General features: G+C 75.2%; 4 protein-coding genes. All 4 read left to right on the forward strand.

Annotated elements, in window-relative coordinates; all coding sequences use genetic code 11:
• Positions 1-29 precede the first annotated feature (29 nt).
• The 4 genes from ACWGSR_RS32935 to ACWGSR_RS32950 are packed head-to-tail and all read left to right on the forward strand — an operon-like array spanning position 30 to position 20357.
• Positions 30-7829: an amino acid adenylation domain-containing protein gene (locus ACWGSR_RS32935; protein ID WP_453572218.1), complete on the forward strand. Its 7800-nt coding sequence runs from the start codon at positions 30-32 to the stop codon at positions 7827-7829.
• Entirely contained in the window at positions 7826-15682 is a 7857-nt protein-coding gene (locus ACWGSR_RS32940; RefSeq protein WP_453572221.1) for an amino acid adenylation domain-containing protein, read from the forward strand. Before ACWGSR_RS32935 ends, ACWGSR_RS32940 begins: the two co-directional genes overlap by 4 nt.
• Positions 15683-15686: 4 nt before the next feature.
• Positions 15687-19583 (forward strand): non-ribosomal peptide synthetase, encoded by a 3897-nt coding sequence (locus ACWGSR_RS32945; RefSeq protein ID WP_453572224.1) that lies wholly within the window; start codon positions 15687-15689, stop codon positions 19581-19583.
• A gap of 42 nt (positions 19584-19625) precedes the next feature.
• Positions 19626-20357 carry a thioesterase II family protein gene (locus ACWGSR_RS32950; RefSeq protein ID WP_453572226.1) on the forward strand — a complete coding sequence of 244 codons (732 nt, stop codon included), beginning with the start codon at positions 19626-19628 and terminating at the stop codon, positions 20355-20357.
• The last annotated feature ends 84 nt before the right edge of the window (positions 20358-20441 follow it).

A 20441-nucleotide genomic window follows, 5' to 3' on the forward strand; every position in this document is an offset into this window, starting at 1 on the left:
CTCCCTGGTTCCGCCGATTTGGAGAAACAATGATCCCGTTGTCGTTCGCGCAGCGCCGGCTGTGGTTCGTGGACCGGTTCGAAGGCCCTTCGCCGACCTACAACGGCGCTTTCGCCCTGCGGCTGACCGGTGAGCTGGACGTGGCGGCGCTGCGGTCGGCGCTCCACGACGTCGTGGAGCGGCACGAGGTGCTCCGCACGGTGATCGTCGAGGGCGACGACGGCGTCCCCCACCAGCAGGTGCTGGCGGCCGACCGGGCGCCGTCCGTCCTGTCGGTCGTCGAGGCCGCGCCGGACCGGCGGGCCGCCGAGGTCGACGCGGCGGCCAGGGAGACCTTCGACCTGGCCGCCGACGTGCCGATCCGCGCCCGCCTCGTGCGGACCGGACCGGCCGACCACACCCTGGTCCTCGTCGTGCACCACATCGCCCTGGACGGCGAGTCCCTCGGACCGCTGCTGCGCGACCTGGCCGCGGCCTACGCCGAGCGCCGGGAGGGCCGGGCCCCCGTCTGGGAGCCGCTGCCGGTCCAGTACGCGGACTACACCCTGTGGCAGCAGGACGTGCTCGGCGACGAGTCCGACCCGGAGAGCCTGGCCCACCACCAGCTGGAGTACTGGCGCGGGGCGCTGGCCGACATGGCGCAGCCGCTGGCCCTGCCGACGGACCGCCCCCGCCCGAAGCGGACGAGCTCCGACGGCGGCCTGGTGACGTTCGGGATCGGGCCCGACCTGCTCGCGGCCGTGGAGAAGCTGGCCGCCGAGCGGGACACCACCGTCTCCATGGTCATGCACGCGGCCCTCGCCGTGCTCCTGCGCCACCTCGGCTGCGGCGACGACATCCCGATCGGCGCGCCCATCGCGGGCCGCACCGACGAGGAGCTGCGCGACCTCGTCGGCTTCTTCGTGAACACCTGGGTGCTGCGCGTCGACCTCTCCGGCAACCCGACCTTCCACGAGCTGCTCGGCCGGGTGCGGGACCGCTCCCTCGGCGCGTACGACAACCAGGACATGCCCTTCGAGCGGCTGGTGGAGCTGCTCAACCCGGACCGCTCCACGGCCTACCACCCCTTCTTCCAGGTCATGCTGGCCTGGCAGGAGCCGCTAGGGCGGCTGGAGTTCGCCGGTCTGGACGTCGCGTCCGAGACGCTGGAGACCGGGACGGCCAAGTTCGACCTGTTCTTCAACATGATCCCGGACGCGTCCGGCGGGGCCGGGGTGCGCCTGGAGTACGCCACCGACCTCTTCGACCGGAGCACGGCCGAGACCCTCGGGGAGCGGTTCGTGCGCGTCCTCGACCGGCTCGTGACCGACGCGGGCCGCCGCGTCGACGGCGTCGACGTGCTCGACGCGGCCGAGCGCGAGCTGCTGCTCACCGGCCTCGACACCGTCCCCGGCGCCACCGGGCCGTCCGAGCCGACCGTCCCCGACCTCTTCGAGCGCCAGGCCGCCGCGACGCCGGACGCCCCGGCGCTCGTCTCCGGCGGCCGCACGCTGACCTACCGGGAGCTCGACGATCGCGCGGACGCCGTCGCCCGGGAGCTGACACGGCGGGGCGCGGGACCGGAGGACCTGGTGGTCCTCGCCCTGCCGCGCACCGAGGACCTGGTCGCCGGCCTGCTCGGCGTCCTCAAGTCCGGCGCCGGATACGTGCCGCTGGACCCGCAGTACCTCGCCGGCCGGGCCCCGACCGTGTTCGCCGAGGCCCGCCCGCGCTTCGTGGTCACCGACACCGCGACCGCGCGGGAGCTGCCGGAGCACGGCCTGCCGGTCGTCGACCTCGACCGGCGCGCCGAGTGGCCCGCCGGGGCCCCCGGCGAATCCGCCCGCGCCGCGCGGCCGCACCCGGACAACCTGGCGTACGTCATGTACACCTCCGGCTCCACCGGCAAGCCGAAGGGCGCGGCGATCACCCACCGCAACCTCGTCAACGGCGTGCGGGAGCTGGTGCGCGTCCTCGACGCCCCCGCCGGCTGGAAGATGCTCGCCGGCACCTCCGTCAACTTCGACGTCTCCGTCTTCGAGCTGCTGACCACCCTGACCACCGGCGGCACCGCCGAGATCGTGGAGAACGCCCTCGCGCTCGCCGAGCGCGACTCCTGGGACGGCCACGTCCTCAGCGGCGTCCCCTCGGTCCTCGGCGAACTCCTCGGCCACCTGGAGAAGGCGCCCGACGTCCGCTCGGTCGTCTTCGCCGGCGACGTGCTCCCCGCCCGCCTGGTGCGGCAGGTCCGCGAGGCCCTGCCCGGCGCGCAGATCGTCAACTCGTACGGACAGAGCGAGAGCTTCTACGCCACCGCCTTCGCCCTCGGCGCCGGCGAGGAGTGGCCCGAGGGCGACGTCTCGCCCATCGGCACCCCGCTCGGCGGCATGCGCGCCTACGTCCTCGGCCCCGGCCTGGTCCCGGTGCCCCGGGGCGTCGTCGGCGAGCTGTACGTGGTGGGCGCCTGCCTCGGCCGCGGCTACCACGGCCGCCCGGCCCTGACCTCCGAGCGCTACGTCGCCGATCCCTTCGGCCCCGCCGGCGGGCGCATGTACCGCACCGGCGACCTCGCCCGCTGGAACGCCGACGGGCGCCTGGAGTGCGTCGGCCGCGGCGACGGCCAGGTCAAGGTGCGCGGCTTCCGCATCGAGACGGCCGAGGTCGAGGCGGCGCTGACCGCCCACCCCGGCATCAGCGAGGCCGTGGTCGTCGCCCGCGAGGTCCCCCAGGGCGGCAAGCGGCTCGTCGCCTACGTCGTGCACATCGGCGAGGGCGCCGTCGGCGACGACGGCGCCGGCGGCATCGGCGACGTCGACGTGCAGGCCGGCGCCTCCGCCGCCGAGCTGCGCAGGTTCGCCGCGGCCCGGCTGCCCGACTACATGGTGCCCTCCGCCTTCGTGGCCCTCGGCGCCCTGCCGCTGGGCCCCACCGGCAAGCTGGACCGGTCGGCGCTGCCCGAGCCGGAGTTCCTCGGCGAGGCCTACCGCGAGCCCCGCACCGAGGCCGAGAAGATCATCACCGCGGCCTACGCCGACGTCCTCGGCGTGGACCGCGTCGGCGTCGACGACGACTTCTTCGCGGTCGGCGGCGACAGCCTCCGGTCGATCCAGGTGGTCGCCCGGGCCCGCGCCCGCGGCCTGGAGCTGACCACCCGCGCGATCTTCGAGTGCCGCACGGCCGCCCGGCTGGCCGAGGTCGCCGCCGACCGCCGCGACCGGACGCCCGTCCTCGAAGAGCTCGACGGCGGCGGCGTCGGCGCGCTGCCGCTCCAGCCGGTGGCGCGGCACGTCTTCGAGCACGGCGGCGGCATCGACCGCTTCGCCATGTCGATCGTCCTCGAACTGCCCGCCGGCATCGACGAGGCCGGTCTCGCCGCGACCCTGGACGCCGTCCTGGACCGCCACGACCTGCTGCGCGCCCGGCTCGTGCCCGGCGACGAGCCCACCCTCCTGGTGCGCCCGAAGGGCGCCGTACGGGCCGCGGAGCTCCTCCACCGCGTCCCCGTCACCGGCGACTGGGACGACCCGGCCGTCCTGGCGGCGGCGAAGACCGAGCTGGAGGCCTCGACCGGACGGCTCGCCCCCCGGGCCGGCACCATGGCCGACTTCGTCTGGTTCGCCGCCGAATCCGGCGCCGGCCGGCTCCTCGTGGTCCTGCACCACCTGGTCGTCGACGGCGTCTCCTGGCGCGTCCTCGTGTCGGACCTCGCCGAGGCCTGGCAGGCCGTCCGCTCCGGCGAGGAGCCCGACCTCCCCGAGGTCGGCACCTCCGCCCGCCGCTGGGCCGCCGCCCTGGAGGCCGAGGCCCTCACCCCCGAGCGGGAGGACGAGCTCGACTACTGGCGCGAGGTCCTCGAATCTCCCAACCTCCCGCTGGGCGAGCGCTCCTTCGACCCGGCCGTGGACCTGATGTCCACCCTCGACACCGTCCGCGTGCGGCTCTCCGCCGAGGACACCGAGGCGGTCCTCACCCGGCTCCCCGCCGCGTTCCGGAGCACCGGCACCGACGTCCTGCTCGCCGCCCTCGCCCTCGCGGTGAACCGCTGGCGCGGCGACGACCGCTCCACCCTGGTCCGCCTGGAGGGCCACGGCCGCGAGGAGGAGGCCGTCCCCGGCGCCGACCTCTCCCGCACCGTCGGCTGGTTCACCAGCATGTACCCGGCCCGCGTCGACCTGCGCGACGTCGACCTCGACGAGGTCCTGTCCGGCGGCGCCGCCGCCGGACGGGCCGTCAAACTGGTCAAGGAGCAGCTGCGCGGCGTCCCCGACAAGGGCCTCGGATACGGGCTTCTGCGCTGGCTCAACCCGGAGACCGCCCCGCAGCTCGCCGACTACGCGGCCCCGCAGATCGGGTTCAACTACCTCGGCCGCATCTCCAGCACCGACGTGCCCGAGCACCTGCGCGCCGAGGGCTGGGGGCCCGCGCCCTGGTCCGCCGAGCTGGTCCCGGCGCCCGACCCGGACCTGCCCGCCCTGTCGGCCCTCGAAGTGAACTCGGTCGTCACCGACACCGAGGACGGCCCGGCCCTCCAGGCCGCCTTCATGTTCCCCACCGGCGTCCTCACCCGCGAGCGCGCCGCCGAACTGGCCGACCTGTGGGCCGAGGTGCTGCGCGGCATGGCCGCCCACGCCGCCCGCCCCGGCACCGGCGGCCTCACCCCCTCCGACGCCCCCCTGGTGAAGGTCGGCCAGGACGAGATCGACGCCTGGGAGGAGCGCTACGGGCGGCTCGCCGAGATCTGGCCGCAGGCCCCCGGCCAGTCCGGCATCCAGTTCCAGGCGGCCCTCGCCGAGGGCACCTTCGACGTCTACCACATGCAGTTCGTCCTGCACCTGTCCGGGCACGTCGACCCGGAGCGGATGCGGGCGGCCGGACAGGCCCTCCTCGACCGGCACCCCAACCTGCGCTCCGCGTTCCTCACCGGCGCCGACGGCGAACCCGTGCAGATCGTCGCCGAACACGTCGACATCCCCTGGCGCCACACCGACCTCGGCGGCCTCGACGAGGCCGGGACCGACGCGGCACTCGACCGGGCGCTCGCCGACGACCGGGCCGACCAGCTCGACCCTGCCCGCCCGCCGCTGCTCCGCCTGCACCTGCTCAGCTGCGGACCGGAGCGGGCCAAGCTCGTCGTCACCGCGCACCACACCCTCTTCGACGGCTGGTCGTCGCCGATGGTGATCACGGACCTCGTCCGGCTCTACTCCGACACCCGCGGCCTCCCCCCGGTCCGCAGCTACGGCGACTACCTCGGCTGGCTCTCCGCCCAGGACCAGGAGGCGTCGGCCGCCCGCTGGAAGGCCGAGCTCGACGGCTTCGAGGAGCCCACCCTGGTGGCCCCGAACGCCGCCCTGCGGGGCACCGCCTCCGCCCTCGGCCGGGTCGAGGTGCCGCTCTCCATCGACCAGGGACGCGGCCTCGCCCGCCGCGCCGCCGAACTCGGCGTCACCCTGAACACCCTCCTCCAGGGGGCCTGGGCCATCCTCCTCGCCCGGCTCACCGGGCAGCGGGACGTGGTCTTCGGCGCCGCCGTCAACGGCCGCCCCGCCGACCTGGTCGGCTCCGACGAGATGGTCGGACTGTTCATCAACACCCTGCCGACCCGCGTGTTCTGCCGGCCCGACGACACCATGGGCGGGGTCGTCTCCGCCCTCCAGGACCGCCAGACCGCCCTGCTCGACCACCACCACCACGGACTGGCCGACATCCAGCGCGACGTCGGGCTGCCCGCCCTGTTCGACACCCTCATCGTCTTCGAGAACTACCCGATCGACCGCGAGGGCATGGTCGACGCCCACGACTCGGCCGGATTCACCATCGACCGGATCCGCCCCTTCGCCGGCTCCCACTACCCGCTCACCCTCAACTCCGCCGACCCCTACCTGCGCCTCTCCCTCGACTACCAGGACAACCTCTACGACCGCGCCGAGGCCGAGGAGATCGCCGCCCGGCTCGTCCGGGTCCTCGAACAGCTCCTCGCCGACCCGGACACCCGCCTCGGCGACGTCGACGTCCTCGACGCCCGCGAACGCGACCTGCTGCTCCACGGGGCCAACGCCACCGACGGGCCCACCCTCGAAGCCGGCCTGGTCGAGACCGTGCGGCGGCGCGCCGAGGCCGCCCCCGGCGCCCTCGCCGTCGCGGCCGAGGACGGGACGCTGACCTACGCCGAACTGGAGGAGCGCGCCAACCGGCTCGCCCACTGGCTGATCGACCGCGGCGTGCGCCCCGAATCGCTCGTGGCCGTGCGGCTGCCCCGCACCGCGCAGCTCGTGGTCGCCCTCCTCGCCGTCCTCAAGGCCGGCGCCGCCTACGTCCCGATCGACCCGGAGCACCCCGGCACCCGCATCGACCACATCCTGGAGGACTCCCGCCCGGCCCTCGTGCTCGACGCCGACGCGCTCGCCGCGGCCGACCTCGCCCGCCACCCGGCGACACCCCCGCGGGTCGCCGTCCGCCCGGAGAACACCGCGTACGTCATCTACACCTCGGGCTCCACCGGCAGGCCGAAGGGCGTGGCCGTCCCCTACGGCGCCCTGGACAACTTCCTGGCCTCCATGGCGCGCCGGTTCGCGCTCACCCCCGAGGACCGCCTGCTCGCCGTAACCACCGTCGCGTTCGACATCGCGGGCCTGGAGCTGTACCTCCCGCTGATCTCCGGGGCGGCCGTCGTCCTGGCCGGCAAGGAGACCGTCACCCGGCCCTCGGCCGTCGTCGAGGCGGTCCGCCGCCACGGCGTCACCCTCGTCCAGGCGACCCCGGCCTTCTGGCAGATGCTCCTCATGGAGGAGCCCGAGGGCGCGCGCGGCCTGCGGATCCTGGTCGGCGGCGAGGCCCTGCCCCCGCAGCTCGCCGCCACCCTGGCCGACCAGGCGGCCGAGGTCACCAACATGTACGGCCCGACCGAGACCACCGTCTGGTCCACCACCTCCCCGGTCGCGCCCGGCTCCGGGACCCCGTCGATCGGCGCCCCCATCGGCAACACCCGGGTCTACGTGCTCGACGAGCTGCTGCGCCCGGTCCCCGCCGGGGTCCGGGGAGAGCTGTACATCGCCGGCGACGGCCTGGCCCGCGGCTACCAGGGCCGGCCCGACCTGACCGCCGGACGGTTCGTCGCCTGCCCGTTCGGCGGGCCCGGCGCGCGGATGTACCGCACCGGCGACCTGGTCCGCCGGGGCCGCGACGGGCGCCTGGAGTACATCGGACGCAGCGACTTCCAGGTGAAGGTCCGCGGCTTCCGCATCGAACTCGGCGAGATCGAGCACGTCCTCGCCGAGCACCCCGCCGTGGCGCAGGCGGTCGCCGTGGTCCGCGAGGACCGCCCCGGCGACCAGCGCCTCGTCGCCTACGCGGTGCCGAACGGCAAGGCCGACCCCGCCTCGCTCGACCCGGCGGAGCTGACGGCGCTGCTGCGCGGGCGCCTGCCCGAGTACATGGTCCCGTCCGCCGTCGTCCCGCTCCCCGGGTTCCCGACCTCGCCGAGCGGGAAGCTCGACCGCGGCGCGCTGCCCGCGCCCGACCAGGGCGCGGCGGAGCCCGGCCGCGCGCCGGGCAGCCCCACCGAGGAGATCCTCTGCCGCCTGTTCGCCGACCTCCTCGGCAGGACCGGGGTGGGCGTCGACGACGACTTCTTCGCCTGCGGCGGGCACTCCCTCCTCGCCACCCGGCTCAGCGGCCGGATCCGCAACGAGTTCGGCGTCGACTCCAAGGTCACGATGGTCTTCCGGAACCCGACGGTCGCCCGGCTGGCCGCCCACATCGACGGGCTGACCTCCTCGGACAGCCCCCGGCGGCGCAAGGCCGCCCGCCCGCAGCTGCGCCAGATGACCGTGGAGGAGTACAGCCGATGATCCCGCTGTCGTTCGCCCAACGCCGGCTCTGGTTCCTCCACCGGCTGGAGGGCCCGTCCCCGACGTACACCATCCCGTTCGCGCTGCGCCTGGAAGGGCCGCTGGACACCGCGTCCCTGGCCGCGGCCGTGAAGGACGTCGCCACCCGGCACGAGACCCTGCGCACCCTGATCGTCGAGAACGAGGACGGCACCCCCGAGCAGCGGATCCTGCCGCCGGAGGAGGCGGTCCACCCGTTCCGGGTGGTCGACGTCGCGGCGGACGCGGTGGACGCGGCCGTGCGCGAGGCCCTGCGGGAGGGGTTCCGCCTGGAGGCGGAACTCCCCCTGCGGACCACCGTCCTGCGGGTGTCCCCGCAGGAGCACGTCGTCGTGTTCGCCTTCCACCACATCGCCGTGGACGGCGCCTCGATGGCGCCCTTCCTCCAGGGCCTGGTGTCGGCCTACACCGCCCGCCGCCGGGGCACGGCGCCCGACTGGGAGCCGCTGCCGGTCCAGTACAAGGACTACACGCTGTGGCAGCGGCAGCTCCTGGGCGACGAGGCCGACCCCGACAGCCTCGCCGCCCAGCAGATCGACCACTGGCGCCGCGAGCTCGACGGGGTGCCGCAGCCGGTGCCGCTGCCCCTGGACCGGCCCCGCCCGACGGTCTCCGACCACCGCGGCGGCCACGTCTCCTTCACCCTCGAACCCGAACTGCTCACCGGCCTCGGCAGGCTGGCCGCCGACCACGGCGCCACGGCCCCGATGGCCGCCCAGGCCGCCCTGGCCGTGCTCCTGTACAAGCTGGGCGGCGGCCCGGACGTCACCGTCGGCAGCCCCATCGAGGGCCGCGCCGACGAACAGCTCGACGACCTGATCGGCTTCTTCGTCAACACCTGGGTGCTGCGCGCCGACCTCACCGGGAACCCGACCTTCGCCGGCCTCCTGGAGCAGGTGCGCGAGAAGGCCCTCGCCGCCTACGACAACCAGGACGTGCCCTTCGAGCGCCTGGTCGAACTCCTCGGGCCCGAGCGCACCACCTCGTACCAGCCGCTGTTCCAGACCATGCTGGCCTGGCAGTTCGTCTGGCCGCGCATCGAGATGCCCGGCCTGCGGGCCACCCCCGTCGCCGCCGACACCGGCACCGCCAAGTTCGACCTGTTCCTCAACGTCGTCCCGGACGCCTCCGGAGGCGCCTACGGCCGGCTGGAGTACGCCACCGAGCTCTTCGACCACGACACGGCCGAGGGCATCGCCGCACGCTTCGTCCGCGTCCTGCGGCAGGTCGTCGCCGACCCCGGCACGCGCCTCGCCGGGCTCGACGTCCTCAGCGGGGCCGAACGGGAGCTGCTGGCCGGGCTCGACGGCACCGCCGCGCCCGACCGGGCGGCCACCGTGCACGAGCTGGTCGCCGCGCGGGCGGCCCGCACCCCCGACGCCACCGCCGTGGTCTCCGGACGGACCGTCCTGACCTACCGCGAGCTGGAGGACCGGGCCGGCCGGCTCGCCGCCGAACTCCGCGACCGGGGCGTCGGACCCGGCGTCCTGGTCGCCGTCGCCCTGCCGCGCACCGCCGACCTGGTCGTCGCCCTCCTCGGCGTCCTCAAGGCCGGCGGCGCCTACCTGCCCGTCGACCCCGGCCACCCGGCCGCCCGGATCGCCCTGCTCCTCGACGCCGCCGCCCCCGCGCTCGTCCTCACCGACCGCGCCACCGCCGCCGTCGCGGCCGGGACCGGCCTCCCCCTGCTCCACCTCGACGGACTGCCGCTCGACGGCCCCGCGCCCGCGCCGCTCCCCGGACCGGGCGCCCGGCCGGACGACCTGGCCTACGTCATGTTCACCTCCGGATCCACCGGCACCCCCAAGGGCGTCGCCGTCACCCACACCGCCGTGGTCAACGGCCTGCGGGACCTGCGCCGGACCGTCCGGGTCGGCGAGGGCTCCCGGACGCTCGCCGCCACCTCCGTCACCTTCGACGTGTCCGTCTTCGAGATCTTCACCGCGCTCACCTCCGGAGCGAGCGTCGAGGTCGTCCGGGACGTCCTCGAACTCGCCGAGCGCGACCACTGGTCGGGCACCACCGTCAGCGCCGTCCCCACGGTCTTCGCCGCGCTGCTCGACCAGCTCGGGGCCGGGGGCCCCGCCGCCGACCGGCTCGACGTGGAGACCGTCGTCCTCGCCGGCGAGGCCCTCCCCGCCGACCTGGCCGCCCGGATCCGCGCCGACCTGCCCGGCGTACGGATCGTCAACGCCTACGGGCAGACCGAGAGCTTCTACGCCACCGCCCACGTCCTCCCGGAGGGGCGGGACGGCACCGGCGCGGTCCCCGTCGGCCGCCCGCTCGCCCACATGCGCGCCCGCGTCCTGGGCCCGGACCTCGCCCCGGTCCCGCCCGGCGTGACCGGCGAGCTGTACGTCGGCGGCCTGACGGCCCGCGGCTACCACCGCAACGCCCCGGTCACCGCCGAGCGCTTCGTGCCCGACCCCGCCGGCCCGCCCGGCGCCCGCATGTACCGCACCGGCGACCTCGCCCGGCTCGACCGGGACGGCCGCCTGGAGTACGAGGGGCGCGCCGACACCCAGGTCAAGGTGAACGGCATCCGGATCGAGCCCACCGAGATCGAGACCGCCCTCGGCCGCCACCCCGCCGTCGGCCGGGCCGTGGTCACCGTCCGCGAGGACGGCGCCGGGACCGCCCGGCTCGTCGGCTACGTGACCCCGTCCGGCGACACCGCCCCCTCGTCGGAGGAGCTGCGGCGGTTCGCCGCCGAGCGGCTGCCGGACTACATGGTGCCCGCCGTGCTCGTGGTCCTCGACCGCCTGCCGCTGACCCCCAGCGGCAAGCTGGACCGGGCCGCCCTGCCCGAGCCGGAGTTCGCCGCGACCGCCTACCGGGCCCCGCGCGGCGGGACCGAGCGGATCCTCGCCGAGGTGTACGCGGACGTGCTCGACGCCCCGGGCATCGGCGTCGACGACGACTTCTTCGCCGCGGGCGGCGACAGCATCCGCTCCATCCAGGTCGTCGCCCGCGCCAAGGCGCGCGGCGTCCGGATCGGCACCCGGGAGGTCTTCGAGCACCGCACGGTCGCCCGCCTCGCGGAGCTGGTCGACGGCCGCCGGGACGAGGAACCGGCGGGCCTCGCCGAGCTGCCCGGCGGCGGCGTCGGCCGGTCCCCGCTGCCGCCCACCGCCGCGCACGTCCTCGAACGCGGCGGCGGCCTCGGCCGGTTCTCCATGTCCGCGCTCCTCACCCTGCCCGAGGACGCCGACCGCGCCGGACTGCTCGCCGTCCTCCGGTCGGTGCTGGACCGGCACGACGCCCTGCGCTCCCGGCTCGACCGGGAACGGCGGGAGCTCCACACGGCCCCCGCCGGCGGCGTGGACGCCGCCGCGCTGCTGCGCGAGGTCCGCCACGACGCCGACCCGCAGGCCGAGCTGGACGCCGCCGCCGACCGGCTCGACCCCGACGCGGGCGTCATGGCCCAGTTCGTACGGTTCACCTCAGAAGGCTCCGAAGGCTCCGGAACCTCTGGAGCCTCCGTCACTTCCGGAACCTCCGGTGCTTCCGGAACCTCCGGAACGGGCCCCGACCGGCTGCTGATCGTCCTCCACCACCTGGTCGTCGACGGCGTGTCCTGGCGGATCCTGCTGCCCGACCTGGCCGCCGCCTGGCAGCGGGTCCGCCGGGGCCCGGCCCCGGAGCCCGCCGCCCCCGGCACCTCCCTGCGCCGCTGGACGCACGCCCTCGCCGACGAGGCCGCCGCCCCCGGCCGGGTCGCCGAACTGCCCCTGTGGCAGGGGATCCTCGACGGCGGCGACCCCGTCCTGGGAGCCCGCGACCCCGACCCCGCCGTCGACGTCGCCGCCACCGTGGACACGGTCCGCGTCCGCGTCCCCGCCGACGTCACCGCGACCCTCCTGGACACCCTCCCGACGGTGTTCCGGGGCGGCGTCGACGACGGCCTCCTCGCCGGACTCGCCCTCGCCCTCGCCCGCTGGCACCGCGACCGGGGCCTGACCGGGGGCTCCCCCCTGGTCCGCCTGGAGGGCCACGGCCGCGAGGAGCACGTGGTGCCCGGCGCGGACCTGTCCGGCACGGTCGGATGGTTCACCGCCATGTACCCGGTGCGGCTCGACCTGGACGGCGTCGACCTGGCCGACGCCTTCGCGGGCGGCCCCGCCGCCGGCCGCGCCGTCAAGGCCGTCAAGGAACGGCTGCGGGCGGTGCCGGACAACGGTATCGGCTACGGCCTGCTGCGCCACCTGAACCCCGAGACCGCACCCGTGCTCGCCGCGCTGCCGGAGCCCCGGATCGGTTTCAACTACCTGGGCCGCGCCTCCGCCGCCGACCTCCCCGAGGAGCTGCGCGGCCTGGGCTGGACCCCGGACCCCGCCGGCCGGGACCTGATCGCCGCCCCCGACCCGGACATGCCCGCCCTCTCCGCCCTGGAGATCAACGCGGTGGCCGCCCCCGGCGACACCGGCGAGGAGCTGACCGCCCACTTCGGCTTCCCCACCGGGATCCTCTCCCGCGAGGAGGTCACCGAACTCGCCGGGCTGTGGGTCGAGGCGCTGACCGCCCTCGCCCGGCACGCCCGCACCCCCGGGGCCGGCGGCCTCACCCCCTCCGACGCGCCCCTGGCCGGGGTGGACCAGGCGGAGATCGACGGCTGGGAGGCCCGCTTCGGCCGGCTCGCCGACGTCTGGCCCGTCACCCCCGCCCAGTCCGGCATGCTCTTCCACACCCTGCTGTCCGGGACGTCGTTCGACGCCTACCACATGCAGATGGTCTTCCACCTCTCCGGCGCGGTCGACCCCGAGCGGATGCGCCGTGCCGGACAGGCCCTCCTGGCCCGGCACGCCAACCTCCGCGCGGCCTTCACCACCCGGGCCGACGGCGAGGTCGTCCAGGTGGTCCCGGAGACCGCCGAGCTGCCCTGGCACCACCTCGACCTGACCGCCGCCGGGGAGGAGGAGCGCACCGAGGCCTTCGAGCGGTTCCTCGCCCGGGACCGCGCCGACCACTTCGACCGCGAGGCCCCGCCGCTGTTCCGGCTGTCGCTCGTCGTCCTCGCGCCCGACCGGGCCGAACTGGTCATGACCGCCCACCACGTGCTCTTCGACGGCTGGTCCACCCCCCTCCTCCTCCGCGACCTGCTGCTCCTCCACGGCTCCCACGGCGACCCGAAGGTCCTGCCGGCCACCCGCGACTACGGCGACTTCCTCGCCTGGCGCGCCCGCCGGGACCCGGCGGAGTCGGACCGCGCCTGGGCGGCCGAACTGGCCGGCCTGGAGGAGCCGACCCTGCTCGCCCCCGGCTCCGGGGACGCGGACGGGGAAGGGCTCGACGAGGTCGAGGTCGCCCTCCCGGCCGACCTCGCCCGCGCCCTGTCCGACACCGCCGCCCGCACGGGCGTCACCGTCAACACCCTGGTCCAGGGCGCCTGGGCGCTGCTGCTCGGCGGCCTCACCAACCGCCGGGACGTGGTGTTCGGCGCCACCGTCTCCGGCCGCCCGCCCGCCGTCGCGGACGTCGAGTCGATGGTCGGGATGTTCATCAACACCCTTCCCGTACGCGTCGAGCACGCCCCCGGCGACACCCTCGCCGAGGTCCTGCTCCGGCTCCAGGACCGGCAGGCCGCGCTCCTGGACCACCACCACCACGGACTCACGGACATCCAGCGGGCCACCGGCCTGCCGTCCCTCTTCGACACCCTGGTCGTCTTCGAGTCCTACCCCGTCGACCGGCGGAGCCTGGGCGCCGCCACCGACGCGGCGGGCGGCATCACCTTCACCGGCCTGCGCCTGGCCACCGGCACCAACTACCCGCTGGCCCTGATGGCGCTGGTCGAACCGCACCTGCGGCTCACCCTCCAGTACGCCCCCGGGGTCTTCGACCGGGAGACGGTGCGGGAGTACGCGGACCGCCTCGCGCGCGTGCTGCGCGCGCTGGCCGACGACCCCGGCGCGAAGACCGCCGACCTCGACCTGCTGAGCCCGGCCGAACGCCACCGGCTGCTCGACGCGTTCAACGACACCGCCGTCCCGACCCCGCCGACCACCGTCGACGGCCTCGTCGCGGCCCAGGCGGCCCGCACCCCCGACGCGCTCGCCGTCGTCGCGGACGACACCTCGCTCACCTACCGCGAACTGGACGCCCGGGCCGACCGCCTGGCGCGGGAGCTGGCCGACCGGGGCGTGGGCCCCGAGTCGCTGGTCGCGGTCTCCCTGCCGCGCACGGCCGACCTGGTCGTCGGGCTGCTCGCCGTCCTCCGGGCGGGCGGCGCCTACCTGCCGGTCGACCCCAAGTACCCCGGAGCCCGCCTCCGGGCGATCCTGGAGGAGGCCCGGCCGAGCCTGGTCCTCACGCACTCCGCGACCGCCGGAGCGCTGCCGGAGCACGACGCCCCCGACCTCCTCCTCGACGCGCTCGACCCGTCCCGGGACGTCCCCCCGCCCGCCCGGACCGTGCACCCGGGGCAGCTGGCGTACGTGATGTACACCTCCGGCTCCACCGGCAAGCCCAAGGGCGTCGCCATCACCCACGCCAACGTGGTCAACGGCGTCCTGCGGCTCGCCCCCCGCGTCGGCATGGCGCCGGGCAAGCGCCTCCTCGCGGGCACCTCGGTCAACTTCGACGTCTCGGCCTTCGAGATCTTCACGACCCTCGCCTCCGGCGGCACCGTCGAAGTGGTCCGCGACGTCCTGGTCCTGGGCGAGCGGGACGGCTGGAGCGGCGCCGTCGTCTCCACCGTGCCCTCCGCCTTTGCCGAACTCCTCGACGGCATCACCGGCCGCGTCCGCGTCGAGACGGTCGTCTTCGCCGGGGAGGCCCTGCCCGCGTCGCTCGTCGAGAAGACCCGCCGGGCCTTCCCGGGCGTCCGCGTCGTCAACGCGTACGGCCAGAGCGAGTCGTTCTACGCCACCACCCACACCGCCTCCGACACCACCCCCGCCACCGCCGCGGACCGGGCCGGCAGCGCGCCCGTCGGCACCCCCCTCGGCAACATGCGCGGCTACGTCCTCGGCCCCGGCCTGGCCCCCGTGCCCCCGGGCACCGTCGGCGAGCTGTACGTCGCCGGCGGCGTGGGCCGCGGCTACCACGGCCGCGCCGGACTCACCGCCGAGCGCTTCGTGGCCGACCCCTTCGGCCCGCCCGGCGACCGCATGTACCGCACCGGCGACCTGGCCCGGATCAACGGGGACGGCCACCTGGAGTACGCGGGCCGGGGCGACGCCCAGGTCAAGGTGCGCGGCTTCCGCGTCGAGCCCGCCGAGGTCGAGGCCGTCCTCACCGCCCACCCCGGGATCGGCCAGTGCGCGGTCGTCGCCCGCGAGGCCCCGGGGAGCGGCACGGGCAAGCGGCTGGTGGCGTACGTCGTACCCGCCCCGGACGCGCAGGGCACCCCGGACACGCAGGACGCGGGGAGCGCGGGGGCCCCGACGCCCAAGGAGCTCGACGCCTTCGCCGGCGAACGCCTCCCGGAGTTCATGGTCCCGTCCGCCTTCGTCGTGCTCGACCGGCTGCCGCTCGCCCCCAACGGCAAGCTCGACCGGGCCGCGCTCCCCGAACCGGAGTTCACCGGCACCGCCTACCGGGCCCCCGCCACCCCGCGCGAGAAGGCCCTGACCGCGCTCTTCGAAGAGGTGCTCGGGGTGGACCGGGTCGGCGTCGACGACGGCTTCTTCGAGCTCGGCGGGCACTCCCTGCTCGCCACCCGCCTGATCACCCGCGCCCGCACCGAGCTGGGCGTCGAGATCCCCATCCGCAAGATCTTCGACCTGCCCACGCCCGCCGCGCTGGCCGCCTGGTCCGAGGAATCGGCTGCTCCGCCCCGCCGCAGCCTGCGCCCGTTGATAGTCAAGGAGTGAAGCGATGATTCCCCTGTCCTACGCACAGCGCCGCATGTGGCTTCTGCACCAGCTCGAAGGCGGGGCGGCCACCTACAACATCTCGGCGGCGTTCCGGCTCACCGGCGACCTGGACGCGGCCGCCCTGGGCGCGGCCGTGCGCGACCTGGCCGAACGGCACGAGATCCTGCGCACCGTCTACCGGACCGACGAGCGGGGCGAGCCGTACTCGGTGCTGCTCTCCCCGGAGGAGGCCGCGCCCGGTCTGCGCCTCGCCGAGGCGGCGCCCGACGACCTCGCCGCCGCCGTCGACGAGGCCGTCGCCCACCGCTTCGACCTGTCGGCCGAACTCCCCCTCAGGGCGAGCCTGCTGCGCCGCTCCGCCGAGGAGCACGTCCTCGTCCTGGTCATCCACCACATCGCCTCCGACGGCAGCTCCAGCGCGCCGATGATGCGCGACCTGATCCGGGCCTACACCGCCCGCAAGGAGGGCGCGGCACCCGACTGGGAGCCGCTGCCGGTGCAGTACAAGGACTACGCCCTCTGGCAGCGCGACGTCCTCGGCGAGGTGTCCGACCCGGAGAGCCTCGCGGCCGCCCAGGTCGAGTACTGGCGCAAGGAGCTCGACGGGGTCCCGCAACCCCTCGACCTGCCGCTCGACCGGCCGCGCCCCGCCGAGGCCGGCTCGCACGGCGACCGGGTCGGCCTCGCCGTCGGGGCCGGGGTGGCCGCCGGCCTCCAGAGGCTCGCCCAGGAGCGCGGCACCTCCCTGTCGATGGTCCTCCAAGCCGCCCTCGCGGTGCTGCTGCGCAAGCTCGGCGGCGGCGACGACGTGACGATCGGCTCGCCGATCGCCGGGCGCACCGACGAGGCGCTCACCGACCTGATCGGCTGCTTCGTCAACACCCAGGTCCTGCGCGCCGACCTCTCCGGCAACCCGGTCTTCACCGAGCTGCTCGCCCAGGTCCGCGACAAGTCGCTGACGGCGTACGAGAACCAGGACGTGCCCTTCGACGTCGTCGTCGAGACCATCAACCCCGACCGCTCCGCGGCCTACCAGCCGCTGTTCCAGGTGATCTTCTCCTGGCAGAGCTACGAGAAGCCCGAGCTCGGACTCCCCGGCCTCACCATGGGCTTCGAGCAGGCCATCCCCTCCACCGCCATGGTCGACCTCACCTTCTTCATGGCCCTGGACGCCGAGGGCGCGCTGCGCGGCGACCTCCAGTACGCCACCGACCTGTTCGACCGCGAGACCGCCGAGCTGATCGCCGCCCGCCTCGCCCGGGTCCTGGAGCAGCTCGCCGCCGACCCCGGCATGCGCGTCGGCGACGTCGACGTGCTGACCCCGGGGGAGCGGGCGGACCTCGAGCGGGCCGCCGGGGCCGCCCCCGCCGTCCCCGACACCACCCTGGTCGAGCTCTTCGAACGGCAAGCGGCGCTGCGGCCCGCCGAGACCGCCGTCGTCTTCGAGGGCGCCTCCCTCACGTACGGCGGGCTCAACGCCCGCGCCAACCGGCTCGCCCGGCGCCTGGTCGCCCGGGGCGTGGGCCCCGAGTCCCTGGTCGGCGTCCGCCTGGAGCGCTCGGCCGACCTGGTCGTCGCCCTCCTCGCCGTGCTCAAGGCGGGCGGCGCCTACCTGCCCGTCGACCCCGACTCCCCGGCCGACCGCGTCGCCCACATCGTCGAGGACGCCCGGCCCGTCCTGTTCGTGACCACGAGCGCCGACACCGCCGCCCGGGACCTCGCCGGCGACCTCCCCCTCGTCCACCTCGACGAGGACGAGGACGACGACCCGGCCGCGTCCGGCGCCGACCTCACCGACGCCGAGCGCCGCGCCCCCCTGTCCGCCGACCACCCGGCGTACGTGATCTACACCTCCGGGTCGACCGGCCGCCCCAAGGGCGTCCTGATCCCGCACCGCAACGTCGTCGGCCTCTTCGAGGCCACCCGGGACTTCGGCTTCGGCGCGGACGACGTGTGGACCCTCTTCCACTCCTACGCCTTCGACTTCTCGGTCTGGGAGCTGTGGGGCCCGCTGCTCCACGGCGGCCGCCTGGTCGTGGTCCCGTACGACGTCTCCCGCTCCCCGGCCGACTTCCTGCGGCTGCTGGACCGCGAGCGCGTCACCGTCCTCAACCAGACGCCCTCCGCCTTCTACCAGCTCGTCCAGGCCGACGCCGAGGAGCCCGGCCGGGAGCTGGCCCTGCGGTACGTGGTCTTCGGCGGCGAGGCCCTCGACCTGCACCGCCTCACCGACTGGTACGCCCGGCACCCCTCCGACGCGCCGGTCCTGGTGAACATGTACGGCATCACCGAGACCACCGTGCACGTCACCCGCGTCGACCTGGACGCGGACTTCGCCGCCCGCCACCGGGCCAGCGTGATCGGCCCGGCCGTCCCCGGGCTGCGCGCCCACGTCCTCGACGCCGACCTCAGGCCGGTGCCCGACGGCGTCACCGGGGAGCTGTACGTGGCCGGCTACGGCCTGGCCCGCGGCTACCACGGCCGCCCCGGACTGACCTCCGGGCGCTTCGTGGCCTGCCCCTTCGGCGCGCCCGGCGAGCGGATGTACCGCAGCGGCGACCTGGTCCGCCGGGCCCGGGGCGGACACCTGGAGTACGTGGGCCGCGCCGACTCCCAGGTCAAGGTCCGGGGCTTCCGGATCGAGCTCGGCGAGATCGAGCACGCCCTGGCCGGACACCCCGGCGTGGCGCAGTCCGCGGTCCTGGTCCGCGAGAACCAGGACGGCGACAAGCGCCTCGTCGGCTACGTCGTCCCCCAGCCGGACGCCGCCTTCGACACCGACGGGCTCGCCGCCCTGACCGCTTACCTGCGCGAGCGCCTGCCGGACTACATGGTGCCGTCCGCCGTGGTCCCGCTGCCGCACATCCCGCTGACCCCGAACGGCAAGCTCGACCGGCGCGCCCTCCCCGCCGAGGACGCGCACGCCGAGGCCGGCCGGGCCCCGCGCAACGCCTACGAGAAGCGGCTGTGCGAGCTCTTCGGCGAACTCCTCGGCCGCGAGAAGGTCGGCATCGACGACGGCTTCTTCGCCCTCGGCGGGCACTCGCTGCTGGCCACCCGGCTCAGCGTCCGCGTCCGCAACGAGTTCGACATCGACATCCCCATCCGGACCATCATCCGCTACCCCACGGTGGCCGAGCTGGCCGCGCTGATGCTCGCCGGCGGCGTCCCCGACGACGACGCCGACTCCTTCGCGGTCGTGCTGCCCCTGAACGCCGACCCGGGCACGGGCAAGCCCCCGGTGTGGTTCTTCCACGGCGGCGGCGGGCTCGGCTGGGCGTACTACAGCTTCGTCCTGCACCTGCCGGACCGGGCCGCCTACGCCCTGCAGTCCCGGGGCTCCGACGGCGTGGAGACGCCGGCGTCCTCGGTGCGGGAGATGGTCGAGGACTACGTCGCCCGGATCCTGGAGGTGCAGCCGGAGGGCCCCTACAACCTGATCGGCTGGTCCTACGGCGGCTCCGTCGTGCAGGCCGTCGCCGACGCGCTCGACCGGCGCGGCCACGAGGTCGCCCTGGTGGCGATCCTGGACGCCCAGCCCGGCGGCCACGGCTTCGCCGAGGTCCACGCCGGCAAGGACTCCTCGGACTTCCGGGCGGAGCTGGAGGACGACTTCGGCCAGTACATCCGCACCGGGAACCGGCAGGAGTTCCTCGACACCATGGCGCGGATCCTGGCCAACAACACGGCCCTGATGATGGATTACGAGTCGCCCGTCTACCGCGGCGACGTGGTGTATTTCAACGCCACGCTGGAGGACACGTCGTACGCGCACCTGTGGCGCCCGTACGTCCTCGGCTCCCTGGAGGTGCACGACGTGCGCGTCACGCACCACGAGATGCACATGCCGGCACCCGTGGCCCAGATGTTCGAGGTCCTCGGCCGCAAACTCGCGTAGCCGCCCGGCGAACGCTCAAAACGACGAAAGAGGTGGGTCGGGATGACAGAGCCCGGCAAGTCCGCGGAAGACGGGGCCCCGACGCTGCTGTGCGTGCCGTTCGCAGGGGCCGGACCGTCGTTCTTCCACCCGTGGCGCGACCTGGCCGCGGGGCGCTGGCGGGTGACGTCCGTCGAGCTGCCCGGCCGGGAGCGGCGGATCCTGGAGGAGCCGTACCGGAACGTCCAGGAGGCCGCCAAGGGCTCGATCGACGAGATCGTCGCCGACCTCGGCGAGGGCTCCCGGGCCGTGCTCTTCGGGCACAGCCTGGGCGCCGTGCTCGCCTACGAGCTCGCGCACCTGCTGGGCGCGCGCGGCGTGCGCGTCGAGCGGCTGGTCGTCAGCGGCTCCCCGGGGCCGTGGACCCAGCGCGAGCGGCGGGCCTCCGGCCTGGAGGACGAGGAGTTCCTCGCCCGGGTCGAGGAGTTCGCGGGCTTCCGCCACGAGGCCCTGGACCACCCGGAGATGCGCGAGCTGATCCTCCCGGTGCTCCAGGCCGACTGCGAGATGCACGAGAACTACGTTCCGAGCACGGACGACCCGCTCCCCGTGCCGATCACCTCGCTGCGGGGCGCCGTCGACGGCCTGGTCACGTCCGAGGAGGCCCGCCAGTGGCACGCGGCCACCACCGCGTCCTTCGACTACGTCGAGTTCCCCGGCGACCACATGTACCTGGTGGACGCGGGGCGCGAGGTGCTGGACGCGATCGGGAGGGCTTGCGCGGGGGGCCGGTAAAACCGCAGAGGGGCGGGGCCCCGCCGGGGGCCGCGGCGGCCCCCCCGCGGGGTGTAACAACCGTAGGGGCCCCCCCCCCCCCCC

Source organism: Streptomyces sp. NPDC055632, from assembly GCF_053618675.1.